Source organism: Treponema sp. UBA7567, from assembly GCF_002476655.1.
Classification (GTDB): domain Bacteria; phylum Spirochaetota; class Spirochaetia; order Treponematales; family Treponemataceae; genus Treponema_D.
In genome coordinates this window covers 35,298-51,006 of the sequence record NZ_DLLH01000037.1, presented here as the reverse complement: position 1 = coordinate 51,006, position 15,709 = coordinate 35,298, and the positions used below count along the sequence as shown (strand labels likewise).

Annotated in this window: 8 protein-coding genes and 1 pseudogene; 6 read left to right on the top strand and 3 right to left on the bottom strand. The window is 39.4% G+C overall.

Going from position 1 to position 15,709, the window contains the following annotated elements:
• Together dnaN and dnaA are read right to left on the bottom strand one after the other, a co-directional pair.
• Positions 1 to 732: DNA polymerase III subunit beta (gene dnaN, locus B3Y13_RS04505; protein WP_296692938.1), on the bottom strand; the 732-nt coding region annotated here is incomplete at its 3' end.
• Between the two features lie 263 nt (positions 733 to 995).
• The gene (gene dnaA, locus B3Y13_RS04500; RefSeq protein WP_296016094.1) at positions 996 to 2,414 is read right to left on the bottom strand and encodes a chromosomal replication initiator protein DnaA; all 1,419 of its coding nucleotides are present in this window, start codon (positions 2,412 to 2,414) and stop codon (positions 996 to 998) included.
• Between the two features lie 123 nt (positions 2,415 to 2,537).
• Between dnaA and gyrB the strand changes: the two genes are divergently transcribed.
• The 5 genes and pseudogenes from gyrB (at position 2,538) to B3Y13_RS04480 (ending at position 13,102) form a co-directional block, all read left to right on the top strand.
• The gene (gene gyrB, locus B3Y13_RS04495; RefSeq protein WP_296016089.1) at positions 2,538 to 4,517 is read left to right on the top strand and encodes a DNA topoisomerase (ATP-hydrolyzing) subunit B; all 1,980 of its coding nucleotides are present in this window, start codon (positions 2,538 to 2,540) and stop codon (positions 4,515 to 4,517) included.
• Between the two features lie 108 nt (positions 4,518 to 4,625).
• Positions 4,626 to 7,145, top strand: a complete 2,520-nt coding sequence (gyrA, locus tag B3Y13_RS04490; protein ID WP_296692935.1) for a DNA topoisomerase (ATP-hydrolyzing) subunit A — start codon at positions 4,626 to 4,628, stop codon at positions 7,143 to 7,145.
• A 1,756-nt stretch (positions 7,146 to 8,901) separates the two neighbouring features.
• Entirely contained in the window at positions 8,902 to 12,444 is a 3,543-nt protein-coding gene (nifJ, locus tag B3Y13_RS04485) for a pyruvate:ferredoxin (flavodoxin) oxidoreductase (protein WP_296692932.1), read from the top strand.
• A 271-nt stretch (positions 12,445 to 12,715) separates the two neighbouring features.
• Positions 12,716 to 12,877 (top strand): annotated as a pseudogene (locus tag B3Y13_RS09910) (DUF3791 domain-containing protein); the annotation flags it as partial.
• Positions 12,878 to 12,892: 15 nt separating this feature from the next.
• On the top strand, positions 12,893 to 13,102 hold the full coding sequence (locus B3Y13_RS04480; protein WP_296667867.1) for a hypothetical protein: 210 nt from the start codon (positions 12,893 to 12,895) through the stop codon (positions 13,100 to 13,102).
• Positions 13,103 to 13,107: 5 nt separating this feature from the next.
• On the opposite strand, the gene B3Y13_RS04475 is transcribed toward B3Y13_RS04480, so the two are convergent.
• The gene (locus B3Y13_RS04475) at positions 13,108 to 14,463 is read right to left on the bottom strand and encodes an AAA family ATPase (RefSeq protein WP_296667869.1); all 1,356 of its coding nucleotides are present in this window, start codon (positions 14,461 to 14,463) and stop codon (positions 13,108 to 13,110) included.
• A 427-nt stretch (positions 14,464 to 14,890) separates the two neighbouring features.
• On the opposite strand from B3Y13_RS04475, the gene B3Y13_RS04470 reads away from it, so the two are divergent.
• Complete coding sequence (locus B3Y13_RS04470) at positions 14,891 to 15,667, top strand: DUF4469 domain-containing protein (protein WP_296667871.1); 777 nt, start codon at positions 14,891 to 14,893, stop codon at positions 15,665 to 15,667.
• Positions 15,668 to 15,709: the final 42 nt, after the last annotated feature.

The window sequence follows — 15,709 nt, the reverse complement described above, 5'->3', positions numbered from 1 at the left end:
CTGTCCATCAATAAGAGTTGAAGAAAGTTCGTAATTCTGAAAACGGAAAAAAATCATTTTATCGACAATAGCAATTGAAATGTTTCCTTCGTCAGAAAGATGTCTTGCGACAATATTTAAAACTTTTGGATGGACAATTGCCGCCGGAAAATCTGCAATTCCCTCTGGAAATTCTTTTGAAGCATAAGCAAGACGGCGACCGTCAGTTGCTACAAGAACAAGTTTATTATCTCTTTTTTCAAAATAAACTCCATTCATAAAATAGCGGGTTTCATCTGCGCTAACTGCAAAAGAAGTCTGGCTGATCATTTTTTTTATTTCTTTCGATGGAACTTCAAAGAAAGGAACTTTTTCTGCAATTGGAAATTCTGGGAATTTATCCTGAGATGTGCATTTTAACTGGAATTTATTTTTTTTAGTTGAATGGCGAATCAAGGCAACTGTCTGATTATCCTTTTGCTGCAATTCAAAATCAATTTCGCCTTCATCAAGAACTGAAAGAATTCCCAAAAATTTATCACAGAATACAGTTGTAGAACCTTCTTCTTCAATTTCAACAGGAATCTTTGTTTCAAAATTTACTTTTATGTCTGTTGCTTTTATTGTAAGAGTGTTGTTCTGTGCAATAAAAAGGACATTAGAAAGAATTGATATTGCGCTTTTTGTGGAAATGATTTCCTGGGCAATTGAAATCTCATTTATCATTGAATTTCTGTCAAAAGTAAACTTCATTTTTGGACTCCTTAAAAAGTTTTATTTTCAAAATTTTTTTTATATACACAAACTAATAAATTCTAAATTTTAATAAATTTAGTAATAGTAATAATAAGAGTTGTGAATTTGTTGATAACTAATTTAACTCTTTGTTGTTTAAAGAATTAAAAAGTTGATAACTCTGTAGATTGAATTCACATTAAATTCACAAATTCACAGATCTAAATGTTTTCCACACTTTTTACACAACATATTACCATAAGATTAACAATTTGTGTTTTTTATTTTCTAAAATCTTTTGTTGCGCGAATCAGCAGGTTTACTGTTGAATTCATTGAAGAATCAGTTTTTAAAAGACTTTCAACTTTGTCGCGCGCATGCATAATTGTTGTGTGATCTCTTCCTCCAAATTCATTTCCGATTTCTGTAGTTGAATATTCTGTTAAAGAGCAGCAAATATAAATTGAAATTTGTCTTGGAATTACGAATTTTCTGTCTTTCTTTTTGCTTTTTAGGTCAGAAACTGAAACATTGTAATGCTCAGCAACTACTTTTTGAATATTTTCAATTGTGATTGTTCCAGAATAAGGGTCATTTATTGTATCTCTAAGCTGATTTTGAGCAATTTCGACAGTGAGAGGCTTTCCTACAAGTTCCGCAAAGCCAATTGATTTTGTGATGCAGGATTCAATATCGCGGACGTTTGTCTGACAGTTTTTTGCAATATATTCAATTACATCTTGAGGAATAGATTTATGAAGAAGTTCCAGTTTTTTTTGAATGATTGCAAGCCTGTTTTCGTAATTTGGCGGCTGAAGGTCAACATTTAAACCGCGGCTAAAGCGAGAACTGATTCTTTCTGTAAAACCTTTTAATTCTTTGATTGGACGGTCGCTTGTAAAAACAATCTGTCCGTTTTTATCGTAAATTGAATTGAAAGTATGAAAAAGTTCTTCCTGAGTTCCTTCTTTTCCTTCAAGAAACTGAATATCATCAAGAAGAAGAACGTCAAGACTGCGATATTTTTTCTTAAAATTGTCTATTGTTTGATTTTTAAGCGAGGCTGTAAATTCATTCGTAAAATTTTCAGCGCTTGTATAGGCGATTTTTGTTTTTTCGTTGTTTGAATAAATAAAATTTCCCAAAGCCTGCATAAGATGAGTTTTTCCAAGACCAACTCCACCGTAAATCAATATTGGGTTGTAAGCTTTTCCTGGATTTTTTGCTGCCGAAATTGAAGCATTGTAAGCGTAAATACTGTTTTCGCCCGGAACAAAGGTTTCGAAAGTAAAATTTTCATTTAATTGAGGATGCTTTTTATGAGAATTTTCAGTTGGTTCGGATTTTTTTTCAACCTGATGAACAATTTCTGGTTCCGCCGTTTTTGTTTTAGGTTCTGGCAAAGGTTCTTTTTTTGGAATTGAAACGGTCTGTTTATTTTTTACAATGTGGGTGATTGAAATTTGCTGTCCAGTCAATTCGTTTATTTTATCTTCGAGTCTTTGAACGTATTTTTTTGAATTCATCTGAATCCACATAAATTCTGAAGAAACAGAAACAGTAATTTGAGAAAGAGTGTCTTCTACGTAATCCATATTAAACCAGAGAGTAAATTCGTCCGACTGATTGTTTTCGTTCATTTCTTCTCGTATTTGTTTAATTGCTTCTTCAAAAAAATCTTTGTAATTCTGGCTGGACATAGAACTGATTATAATTCACCTTTACTTTTTTCTTCAATACAAATATAATTTTTACTATTCAAAAATTCTATCCGTATCTTTTGTAATAAATCATAAAATCATATAATATAAAGGAATAGAAAAATGGCTTCTTCTTATGATGCTGGCAGTATTCAAGTATTAAAAGGTCTTGAAGCTGTCCGCAAGCGTCCTGGTATGTATATTGGATCTACAGGACCAAAGGGACTTCATCATCTTGTTTACGAAACTGTTGATAACTGTATTGACGAGGCAATGGCTGGTTATTGCGATAAAATCGTTGTTGCTCTCGAAAAAGACGACATTGTGCGTGTTGAAGATAATGGTCGTGGTATTCCTGTTGCAATGCACCCGACAGAACATGTTAGTGCTCTTGAACTGGTTTTGACTCGGCTTCATGCTGGTGGAAAATTTGACAAAAAATCTTATAAAGTTTCCGGCGGTTTGCACGGTGTTGGTGTTTCTTGTGTAAATGCTCTTTCAGATTGGCTTGAAGCAACTGTTAAACGTGATGGACATATTTACCGTCAAAAATATGAACGCGGAATTCCAGTTACAAAAGTTGAAACTATTGGCGATACAGACGAGCACGGAACTATAATTCGCTGGAAAGCCGACAAATCGATTTTTACGGTTACGACAACTTATGACTGGGATGTTTTGATTCAGCGTTTAAAAGAGCTTGCATTTTTGAACAGCGGAATCGTAATTATTTTTCGAGATGAACGTCTTGAAACTCCAAAAGAGCAAATTCTCAAATATGAAGGCGGAATTGTTCATTATGTTCAGGAATTAAATTCAAAGTCAAAAATAAAATATCCTGAGGAACCTATTTTTATTGTTGGCGAAAAAGAAGATGACAATCCGGAAAAAGGCTCTGTAATTACAGAGCTTGCTTTTCAGTACAACGAGGGTTATTCAGAAAACATCCACACTTATGTAAATGATATTCGCACTGGCGACGGTGGAACTCATCTTGACGGTTTCCGTTCAGGACTTCTTTCGGTTCTTTCAAAAGCTCTTGATGGAAATGAAAAACTGAAGAAAAAAATGCCTAAAAAAGACGGAAAAATCGATTCAAAAGAAGATCCGTATGAAAAATTGACGGGTGATGATGTTCGTGCCGGACTTGTTGCCGTTCTTTCGATAAAAGTTCCTGAACCAGAATTTGTTGGCCAGACTAAAGATAAACTTGGAAATCCTGAAGTCCGGGGAATTGTAGATTCTCTTGTAAAAGAAAAGCTTACAATTTTCTTTGAGCTGAATCCGGCAATTCTCGAAAAAGTTCTTGAAAAATCTATTGGAGAAGCAACTGCGAGAATTGCAGCTCGTAAGGCAAAAGACGCTTCACGCAAAAAGTCTGGACTTTCTGGATTTAAAAAGCCGGAAAAACTTTCTGACTGTTCAATAAAAGATAATCCTTCTATTTGCGAAGTTTATATTGTCGAAGGAGATTCGGCCGGCGGTTCTGCAAAAAAAGGAAGAGAATCTAAAACTCAGGCAATTCTTCCTCTTTGGGGAAAAATGCTTAACGTTGAAAAAGTTGATCCTGCAAAGGTTATGGAAAACGACAAACTTAAACCAATTATTGATACGCTCGGCGCTGGCTTTGGAAAAGATTTTAACATCGAAAAAATTCGTTATCACAAAATAATTATCATGGCCGATGCAGATGTCGACGGTTCTCATATTAGAACTTTGCTTTTGACTTTTTTTTACAGATATATGCCTGAAATTATTGAAAAAGGTTATGTTTATCTGGCAATGCCTCCTCTTTTTAAAGTTCAGCTTGGAAAAAAAGAGCCTGTTTACTGTTATTCAGATGCAGAAAGAGATGCTGCTTTGGAAGCTCTTGGAGAACAGAGAGAAAAGGCAGATGTCCAGCGTTATAAAGGTCTTGGTGAAATGGACGGAAACCAATTGTGGGAAACTACAATGAATCCTGCCACAAGAAAAATGCGTGTTGTAACTGTTCCTGACGCAGAAGCAGCAAATAGAATTTTTACAGTCTGCATGGGCGAAGAAGTAGAACCAAGGCGCGAATTTATTGAATCGAATTCAAGTTACGCAAATTTGGATATTTAACGATAGCATAACTAAAATAAAAGAAAAAAGGTCATTGAGCCTGTAAAAAATGACCAATAGACAAAAAGTGGTTTTGACAGGCTCGGCCACCTCAAAATGGAACTAAAAATGTTAGAAGAAGAAAAAACACCGGAAGGTGGAACGGTAATAAAAATTCCAATCGAAGACGAAGTTAAGCAGGCTTATATTGACTATTCGATGTCTGTAATTGTTCAGCGTGCTTTGCCAGATGTTCGCGACGGATTAAAGCCTGTTCACAGGCGAATTATGTACGCAATGGACAAACTTAATCTTTCGAGCGGCGGAAAAACAAAAAAATGTGCCACAATCGTTGGTGAAGTTTTGGGACATTATCATCCTCACGGTGATGCTTCCGTTTATGATGCATTGGTTCGTTTGGGGCAGGATTTTGCGCAACGTTATACGACTGTAACTCCGCAGGGAAATTTTGGTACGATTGCAGGTGATCCTCCAGCGGCTTACCGTTATACCGAAGCCAAAATGTCAAAAATCACCGAGGAAATGACTGCCGACATTAACAAAGAAACTGTAGATATGGTTTCTAACTTTGATGATACGACAGTTGAACCTTCAGTTCTTCCTGGAAAATTTCCATTTCTTCTTTGTAACGGAACAACTGGTATTGCCGTTGGCATGGCTTCAAATATGCCGACTCACAATTTACGCGAAGTTGCCTCTGCCATTGCGGCTTACATTGACAATCCGGAAATTACAATTGATGAATTGATGACTTATATAAAAGGTCCGGACTTTCCGACTGGCGGTGTAATTTACGGTCGTGAAGGAATCAAAAAAGCTTATAGAACTGGTCGCGGAAGAATTACAATTCGCTCAAAATTCAATATTGAAACAGACAAAAAAGGAAAAGAACGCATTGTATTTACAGAAGTTCCTTATGGAGTAAATACAACGAATATCATAAAAAGAATCAACGAACTTGCAGAAAACAAAATAATTGAAGGAATTGCCGATGCAAACGATGAAACTTCTGACCGTGTTGGAATGAGACTTGTAGTTGAGCTTAAAAAAAATGCAATTACAAAAATCGTCTTGAACCAGCTTTTTGCAAAAACGGACTTGCAGTCAAATTTTGGCGTAATCAATCTTGCTCTTGTTCCTCAGCAGAAAGATGGTTTGCGATATGACGAGCCTCAGTTGCAGCTTCCAAATGTTTATTTAAAACCGCAGATTCTTACTTTAAAGCAGTTGATTCAATATTTTGTAGAGCATCGCGACGAAGTAATTACGCGCAGAACGATTTATGATTTAAAAGTTGCAAAACATAAGATGAAGATTTTGCAGGCTTTAATTACAGCTATTAACAATATTGATGAAGTAATTGCAATTATCAAATCAAGCCGCGACACAGAAGAAGCAAAACTCCGCCTTGAAAAACGCTTTGATTTTGATGACGAGCAGGCACAGGCGATAGTTGATATGCCTCTTAAAAGGCTTACTCATCTTCTTATTGAAGATTTGCAGAACCAGATTAAAGAACTTCAGGCATTGATTGATCATTTGGAAGATTTGCTTGCTCATCACGAAAAAATCCGCCTGCTGATAAAAGACGAAACAAATGAACTGGCAGAAAAATATGGCGATGACAGAAAAACTGATATTGTTGCTGACGAAGTAGAGCAGATAAATACAGAAGATATGATTAAAGAAGAGGAAGTTGTCGTTATGATTTCCAAACTTGGTTATATCAAGAGAGTTCCTCTTACTCAGTACAAGGCTCAGAGTCGTGGTGGAAAAGGAAGTTTGAGCGCAACTTTGATTGAAGGTGATTACATCAATCAGATTTTTACGGCAACGACAAAATCATTTATAACTTTTTTTACAAACGCTGGAAAAGTGTATTGGATAAAAGTTCATGAAATTCCTGAAGCAAGCCGTTCAAGCCGCGGTTCAAGCGTAAAATCTTTGATTCAGCTTAGCCCTGATGAAGAAATTCCCACAATTGTAACTATGAAAGATTATACCGATCAGCAGTATATATTTATGTCGACAGCAAATGGAACTGTAAAAAAATGCAAAACTACTGAATTTGCAAATGCAAAAACTCGTGGCGTAATCGGAATTAAGCTTCATGATGGAGATCATCTTGTTTCTGCAATGTTGACTTCCGGAAATGACGATGCAATGCTTATTACAAGAAAAGGGCAGGCTCTTAGAGTTTCTGAAGAAAGTGTTCGTCCAATGGGAAGAGCAAGTTCTGGCGTTACAGGAATTCGTCTTGCTTCTGGAGATGAAGTTGCTGCTGCAATCAGTGTTGAACAAAATAAAGATGCGCTTGTTATAACCGAAAAAGGTTATGGAAAACGAGTTGGATTTGATGAGTTTGGAAAACACGGACGTGGAACTGGCGGACAGAAAATTTTCGGAAATATTGACGGCAAGGGCGAAATTATAGGCGCAATTGCGGTTTCAGAAAGTGATGAAGTAATCTGTATGTCTGGGCAGGGAAAAACTCTTAGAGTTTCGGCAGCAATGATTTCAAAGCAGGGCAGAGCATCTTCTGGAACCCGTATTATAAATATCGACGAACCAGATTATGTTGTAGGCTTTGATAAAGTTGCAAGCGAAGATGAAAAAGATAAAGAGTAATTTTTTATCTAATTCTTTGTATTATAAAGAATTAGATAAATTGTTTTTAATGTAATGACAAAACTTTTTTATTTAATTATAATTAAGTTGAGGGGACTTTATTTATTAAATGATCTTTTTATGACAGATTCGTAAAGATCAAATGACCATCAGGTAGACCAGAGATTTTTCTCTGGTCTTTTTTTGTCCACATCTATTTATAATGGTAGCTGAAGAATTTGGTGTCTTGCCTGTGGATAACTTGTTTAAAAATGCGGCAATCTCAAAAAAAAAGTGTTTTGAAAAATTTAATTCCTTATTATAAAAGAATTTAACTAAATTTTGTTGAATTTTATTTTTATGTCCGAATGTGGAATACTTGTGGATAACTTTTGTTTATGACTTTATCTATGTTTCATGAGAAACACTTTTGATTTTAGTTTTATGAAGAAGTTTTTTATTCAAAAAATTTCATCATTTTTCTAGTAGGGTAATTCAAGAATTTGTGACGTTTCATGAGAAACATTTTTTTTAACATAAAAATGGAATTTTAACTTTATTGAAATGCAGGCGAAAAGTTATAAAAACTTTTTTTAACAGAATGTTTCATGAGAAACAAATTGCTTTATTAGTTAAATAAATTTTGTGTTGTTGATGAAACTACTGAAAGTTGAGTTTTATAAAAAATGAAAATTTACTAAAAATCTGGCAAAAATGTTTCATGAGAAACAAGTTGTCAATAGTCTTAATTTCGAGTTTTATAATTTAATGTCATTGCCGAGATTGTCACTCCCTTGTTGTATCTGGCTTGAGGCGATAATCTATTGAAAATTTCCAGTAGATTTCTGGCTAAGTTTGCAGCGTAACCATCACACTGTCGCAGCACGTGAATGATACTTAAATTACTGTTCTTATCAAAACTCGATGCTTAGGTTAATACTCAATACTTGTTGAGGAACTTAATATTAAGTATTGATTTGTTTTAAAGTATTAAAATAGTGGTGCATTGAAATATGAAGATATGAGATAAAAAACACACAGAGGTTAGTGAAGTTGTTTCATGAGAAACATTTGATAATTTTGTTAAATGATAAGTGATAATTATGAGTAAAACTGTTTAATATAAGCGTAAAATTTTTCATTTATTCGAAAAGGTATTTTTAACTGATAAAAATGTTTCATGAGAAACACTTTTATAAAAAGAAAAATCCGTTTTAAACTATTAACCGTTAGTTTGTTTAAAGATGTTTTAAATGACGAATGTTCGTCATTTAAAAATAGATATTTCCTTTTTATATATGTGATAAAAAACTGGGTAAAAATAAAAAAATGTAGGAAATTGCGAGATTTTTATTCTAAATAGCCTCTGAACTTCGAATTTTATAGTTTAATGTCATATCTGGCTTGAGCCGATAATCTTTTGAAAATTTCCAACAGGTTTCTGACCGAGTTTACTGAGAAAAAAACGCACTGTCGTAGCACACGTGAATGACACTTAAATTATTATTCTTATCAAAACTTAATATTTGGACTAGATAATACTTTTTGTATTTTATAAAACTTATTAAAGTTCAATTTTTTGTCAAAGTGTTTTAATCGCTTTGTTTGATTGTTGTGGATTGAGTTGTTTATTGCAATAGATTTTTGTATTTTCAAATTCAAATGAAGACATAATATTGAAAAAAATCAAATCAGGTTATAAAATAATATAAATTTCAGAATTAACTTTTCTGCTTCTATTTGACAAAAAAATCCATAGTTAATTTAGGAGGACAATATGTCCAGAAAGAAACAGTCGATGGATGGAAACCAGGCTGCGGCTCACGTCGCTTATGCTTTTACTGAGGTAGCCGGTATTTATCCTATCACCCCGTCGTCTCCAATGGCCGACTGGGTTGACAACTGGTCTGCGAACGGCCAGAAGAACGTTTTCGGTGAAAAAGTAAAAGTAATCGAAATGGAATCTGAGGCAGGCGCGGCGGGAACTGTTCACGGTTCTCTCGCTTCGGGAGCTTTGACAACAACTTTCACAGCTTCCCAGGGTCTTCTTTTGATGATTCCGAATATGTACAAGATTGCGGCTGAGCAGCTTCCTTGTGTATTCCACGTTGCTGCGCGCTGTGTCGCAACTCAGTCTTTGAACATTTTCGGCGACCACTCAGACGTTTACGCTTGCCGCCAGACTGGAGCCGCAATGCTCGCTGAGTCTAACCCTCAGGAAGTCATGGACTTGGCTCCGGTTGCGCACTTGGCTGCAATCGAGGGAAAAGTCGCTTTCATCAACTTCTTCGACGGATTCCGCACTTCACACGAGATTCAGAAAATCGAGCTTTGGGACTACGCTGACCTCAAAGAAATGCTCAACATGGACGCTGTAAAGGAATTCCGCGCGCACGCGCTTAATCCAGAGCATCCTGCAATGCGCGGCTCTCACGAGAACGGAGACGTTTTCTTCCAGCACCGCGAGGCTTGCAACTCAACTTACGACGCACTTCCAGCAATCGTTGAGAAATACATCAACAAAATCAACGAGAAGCTCGGAACTCACTACGGCCTGTTCGACTACTACGGCGCGCCGGACGCTGACCGCGTAATCGTTGCGATGGGCTCAATCTGCGACGTTGCAGAGGAAGTCATCGACTATCTTACAAAGAAAGGCGAGAAAGTCGGCCTTGTAAAAGTCCATCTCTACAGACCGTGGGTTTCTGCAAAATTCCTTGAAAAACTCCCGAAAACCGTAAAGAAAATCGCAGTTCTCGACAGAACAAAGGAGCCAGGCTCTCTCGGAGAACCGCTTTACCTTGATGTTGCCGCAACTTTGCGCGAGGCTGGCTTGAACGATGTAGTTCTTACAGGCGGCCGCTACGGTCTCGGCTCAAAAGACACTCCTCCAAGCTCAGTGTTCGCAATCTACACAGAGCTTGCAAAAGACGCTCCAAAATCACGCTTCACAATCGGAATTGTTGACGATGTTACTCATCTTTCATTGCCAGAAGTCAAGCCGGCTCCAATCACATCTGCTGAAGGAACTGTAGAGTGCAAATTCTGGGGAATCGGCGGTGACGGAACTGTCGGAGCCAACAAGGACTCGACAAAAATCATCGGCGACCACACAGACAAGTACATTCAGGCTTACTTCCAGTACGACTCAAAGAAGACAGGAGGAATCACAATTTCTCACCTGCGCTTCGGCGACCATCCAATCAAGTCTCCTTACTACATCAATCAGGCTGACTTTGTTGCCTGCCACAACCAGTCTTATATCATCAAGGGATACAAGATGGTTCAGGATGTCAAGAAAGGCGGAATCTTCCTTATCAACTGCCAGTGGTCAGACGAGGAACTTGACAAGCATCTTCCTGCAGAGTCAAAGAAATACATCTACGACAACAAGATTAAAGTCTACACAGTTGACGCTGTAGACATCGCGACAAAAATCGGACTTGGAAAACGCACTTCAACAGTTCTCCAGTCCGCATTCTTCAAGCTCGCGAACGTTCTTCCTTCAGAAGAAGCAATCAAATACATGAAGGAAAAGGTTGTCGCAAAGTTCTCTAAGAAAGGACAGGACATCGTCGACATGAACTGCCAGGCGATCGACCAGGGAGCGGGCGCACTGCACGAGGTAAAAGTTCCTGAAAGCTGGGCAAATCCGGCTCCGGACGCTGCAAAGCCTGCTCTCAAGGGCGAGGCAAAAACAGTCGCTATGGTCGAGAAGCTCATGAATCCAATCGGACTTATGGACGGAGACAACCTTCCTGTTTCTGCATTCAAGGACAATCCGGACGGACAGTTTGAGCTTGGAGCTTCCGCATACGAGAAGCGCGGAACAGCGGTCATGGTTCCAGCATGGAATTCAGAGACTTGTGTTCAGTGCAACTCTTGCGCGTTTGTCTGCTCTCACGCGACAATCCGCCCGTATCTTCTTACAGCCGACGAGGCTTCAAAAGTTGAGGGACTCGGAGCAAAGACTCTCGCTGTAAAGAACCCGAAACTTTCACAGTACAAATACACACTGTCTGTTTCTCCGCTCGACTGCATGGGCTGCGGCGAATGCACAACAGTTTGTCCTACAAAATCTCTCACAATGGTTCCGCAGGAAAGCCTTGTCAAGAACCAGCCGCAGTGGGATTACCTTGTAGCTAATGTTTCTAAGAAGCCGGAAGTTGACACATTGCCGCTTTCACCGATGACTTCACAGTACAGCCAGCCATTGCTTGAATTCTCAGGCTCTTGCGCAGGCTGCGCAGAGACATCTTACGCTCGCCTTATCACTCAGCTTTTCGGAGAGCATATGTACATTTCAAATGCTACAGGCTGCTCTTCAATCTGGGGCGGCCCTGCCGCTACAGCTCCTTACACAATCAACAAGGACTCAAAGAAAGGACCTGCTTGGGCTAACTCACTCTTTGAGGACAACGCTGAGCACGGACTTGGAATGTACGCAGGACAGAAATTTATCCGCGACAACCTTATTTCAAAGCTCGAGGAAGTTGAATCTAAGACAGACAATGCTTCCCTTAAAGCAGCAATTGCAAAATACTTGGAGACAAAGAACGACACAATCGCAAACTCTCCTGCAACAGACGCTCTTGTAAAAGAGCTTGAAGCTTGCGGATGTGAAACTTCTAAAGAAATCCTTGAAAAGAAAGACTACCTTGCAAAGAAATCTGTATGGATTTTCGGCGGCGACGGATGGGCTTACGACATCGGATTCGGCGGACTGGATCACGTTCTTGCTTCCGGAGAAAATGTCAACGTCATGGTATTCGACACAGAAATGTACTCAAATACAGGCGGACAGGCTTCTAAGGCTTCAAACATCGGCGAAGTCTGCCAGTTTGCTGCCGCAGGAAAAGAGATGGGCAAAAAGTCTCTCTCTGAAATTGCAATGAGCTACGGCTACGTTTACGTTGCGCAGATTGCGCTCGGCGCAAACCCGGCTCAGGCTCTCAAGGCAATCAAGGAAGCAGAGGCTTACAACGGACCTTCCCTCATCATCGGATACGCGCCTTGCGAGCTCCACGGTGTAAAGGGCGGAATGAACCACTGCCAGGACGAGATGAAGGCAGCTGTAAAGGCCGGCTACTGGAACCTGTTCAGCTTCAACCCGGCTCTCAAGGCAGAAGGAAAGAATCCGTTCACGCTCACTTCAAAAGAGGGCGACGGAACTTACCAGAGCTTCCTTAACAACGAGACACGCTACTCTTCACTTACACGCAAGTTCCCAGAACGCGCGAAAGTTCTGTTCAACAGAAACGAAGAGGCTGCAAAGGCAAGATTTGTTCACTTGCAGAAACTTATCGAGCTGTATAAATAAGATAAGCTAAAAAACTACGGCGGCTGAACTTGCATAAACGCAAAAAGCCGCCGTAAAACAGAACGCCCGCCGGACTTGGCAAAACCAAGCCAGGCGGGCGTTTTTTATGCGCATAGGTTATTTTTTTTGTTATTCGCTTCCTCAGATAAGTTTAGAATTCACAAAATATGTGTTAAAATTATCTACAAATAAAAAATGTCCCGCAATCTTTTTTCTGGAGAAAAAATGTCAGTTCTTTCATTTAAAGCATATTGCATAGAACTACGCCGAATATAAAAATATTCCGTCATCTAAGGTTTTTAAGGATTTTGAAAAAACAAGGCTTCTGAACCATCTTGAAAGTGACTATGAAGATTTGCACGGAATGGGAAAAACATATCTGATGGATTATTTTGACAAGTGGCTTTCAAGCGGCGCGGAAAATCATCTGTGAATGAGGCGGTGAAAAATGTCAGACACACATCATCTTGTAAAGACGATTCTGATTCCTCAGATTGCAGAGCTTCTTATGAAAAACAAGAATATGACAGAAAACGAAGCCCTGCGGATGATTTACAATTCCCCGGTGGCAGAATTGCTTGAAGACGACTCGATGGGGCTGTACGGTCAAAGCGCATTGTATTTGTACAGCCTGATTGAAAACAGTTTTCTTGCCTAATCCCTCTAAATCCTCGGCACGCCGCCGAAGTTTCCCTCAAGATAGTTCTCGTCCATCACCTTGTCTATGCGCACCTGCTTCTCGTCAAAATTTGAGAGCCTGCTTGAACCGTCGGCCTGAGAGTCGCAGACCCACACCTCGTCGCGGCGCAGGAATTTATGGCTCATCAGCCTTGTCTCATGCGTTGTAACAATAAGCTGCACGTTGCGGTCCTTCACAACCTCAAAGAACGTCTCTATAAATTTAATCGTCAGAAGAGGATGCATGCAGCGGCTTATCTCGTCAATCACGAAAACCTTGTTCTTTGCCGTCATAAGAACGTCCAGAAGCTGGAAAAGCCTGTAAGTTCCGTCGCTCTCGCGCCTCATCTCGTAGTCAACTTTCTCGTCCCCGTACTGATGGACAAATTTCAGGGCGTAATATTTCGCGTTTCCGCTCGCGTCGAGCTTTATTGTGAATATGTTCGCGCGGTTTCTTATTACAGCAGACCAATGGCTTTTCTGACCGCTTATAATGCTGTTTGTCCGCACCATATTCATCTGAAAGTCAAGGTTTGTCTTGTCGATAAAAGAAAGGTTCGCCTTTACCTTGTCCTCGCTCACTTCCTCTTTCTTGATTTCCACAATCCCAGTCCCGAATTTCTTCAGAAGCTCAGCGTAATCCTTTAGCGAGCATGAGTCATCAAGAAGGGCAGTGTCGTTTATCGGCTGGTCAGGATAAATCACCTCAAAGCTTTTTGCGAACCATTCAAAAATCCGCCTTAGAATAACCGCACTGGCGTTCTTCTCGTAGAAAGACTTTGTGTTGTGGTTCATGCAGTAGAGAAAAGGGCTTTCGCCGCCTGAAAAAACATTCGCAAGAACCTTTATCTCCCGGCAGTTTTCAAGTACAGAGCCGAACACAATTCCGGACTCAAGAGACTCTTTCTTAAAGAGATATTTTTTCTCCTCAGACTTTTTAAAATAAAGCCACTCTGAAACAACGAGCTTCTTCTGCATATCGACTTTAAGCCCGTAAGTATACGGAACGTCGTCAACTAGAAAGCAGATTTCAAAAAACGACGGCTTTTCCTTGTTTCCGCTTTTAATGCGGCAGTAAAGCTCGGCGGAATTCTGCACAATATGCCCCGAAAGAATATAGCTTCTAAGAACGTTCATCGCCTTGAAAAAGTTGGACTTGCCCGCGCTGTTCGCTCCGTAAACCGCGGCGAACTTCAGCACGCCGGTCTTCAAGATTGCAGAGCCGCTTTTCGGATAGTAAAGGTGGTCTTTTTTTGTGCGGAGCTTTTTTCCGCCTGCCAAAGAAATGGTCTGTATTGAGTCATAAGACAAGAAATTTCCGCATGAAAATGAAACGAGCATATCAGCCCCCAAACGCAGTTTGCTCTCCGTTTTTCTCGCATTACACGAATAATATTCATATTTTCGGAATAATTCAAGATTTCTTTAATATTTTTTGATATTTTATTCGATTTTTACGAATTTAAATTTGACAAATCGGCTGAGGGCAGTTATATTTTAGACACAGTTAATTCGGTTTTATCGAATTAAAAAACAACAGGAGGCAAACAAATTGATTTTCTAAAAAAGGCTTGTCCGCCTTTAAAAACGGACAGAAAGACAAAAAGAAAAGTTTCGGAGTTTCCAGAAAACATTTCTTTTTTTTGAACAAGACGGGCAAGGCCGGAAGCAAAATCCGGGCCTTTTATAAAAAGATTCAGGACTAAATTATGAATGGAATTGTAAAAAGCCTGAACCGACGAATTTATTCACATACAAGAGGTATAAGATGAATATCAACACATTAAGCACAACAGCAGCTGAACACAAATCAAACGAAGTGCCGTTCGCGCTATATAAAAACACGCTAAACGGCAAAACAGCCGGAAGCTACTATGCGCGCGTCATTAACCAGGGAACCTGCACAACAGAAGACCTGGTCTGCGACATTATCACCGCAGGGCTTAACAAAAGCTACTCAAAGGAAGAGCTTTTGTCTGTCGCAGCCCTTTTAAGAAACGCGAAGCTTGCCAGAATCCTTAGCGGCTGCACCGTTGACGACGGATTCACAAAAAGCAGCCTGAAACTTTCCGGCGTTTTCAAGTCAAAAAACGACACATTCAGCGGCGACCGCCACGCTCTTTCTGTTTCGTGCTGCGTAACGGCGGAGACAAAGGAGCTTGTAAAGGAGATTGTTCCTGTAATCAGGCAGGGAAACAGCATTTCTCCTGAAATCACAGAAGTTCATGACCTTGAAAGCAAAAGCGCGGAATGTCTTACAAAAGGCGGCTTTCTCTGTATAAAAGGAACAAACATCGCAGTCTGTGGCGGGAATGAGGACGTGGGGCTTTACTTTGTGAATACAAAAGACGAGACAAAGAGCGTAAAGCTCGCCGCAGAAAAGCTCGGACGCAACGAGCCAAAGACAGTCTCGTGCGTTGTTCCCAGCGAGCTTGAAAGCGGAAGCTACAGGATAATGATAAAGACGCAGTATACAAGCGGGAAAAATTTTTCAAAAGAAACAAAGACGCATACATTTGAAAAAGAGTTTCAGACAGCCGACTAGTTAACTAGCCCAAACTTCGAATTTTATGATTTTATGTCATTA

What these genes read in the sequence shown, in the direction of transcription:
- gyrB (WP_296016089.1), top strand. Translation starts at nt 2,538, where the DNA reads ATGGCTTCTTCTTATGATGCTGGCAGTATTCAAGTATTAAAAGGTCTT.
- B3Y13_RS04480 (WP_296667867.1), top strand. Translation starts at nt 12,893, where the DNA reads ATGTCAGACACACATCATCTTGTAAAGACGATTCTGATTCCTCAGATT.
- B3Y13_RS04470 (WP_296667871.1), top strand. Translation starts at nt 14,891, where the DNA reads ATGAATATCAACACATTAAGCACAACAGCAGCTGAACACAAATCAAAC.
- dnaA (WP_296016094.1), bottom strand. Translation starts at nt 2,414, where the DNA reads ATGTCCAGCCAGAATTACAAAGATTTTTTTGAAGAAGCAATTAAACAA.
- nifJ (WP_296692932.1), top strand. Translation starts at nt 8,902, where the DNA reads ATGTCCAGAAAGAAACAGTCGATGGATGGAAACCAGGCTGCGGCTCAC.
- B3Y13_RS04475 (WP_296667869.1), bottom strand. Translation starts at nt 14,463, where the DNA reads ATGCTCGTTTCATTTTCATGCGGAAATTTCTTGTCTTATGACTCAATA.
- gyrA (WP_296692935.1), top strand. Translation starts at nt 4,626, where the DNA reads ATGTTAGAAGAAGAAAAAACACCGGAAGGTGGAACGGTAATAAAAATT.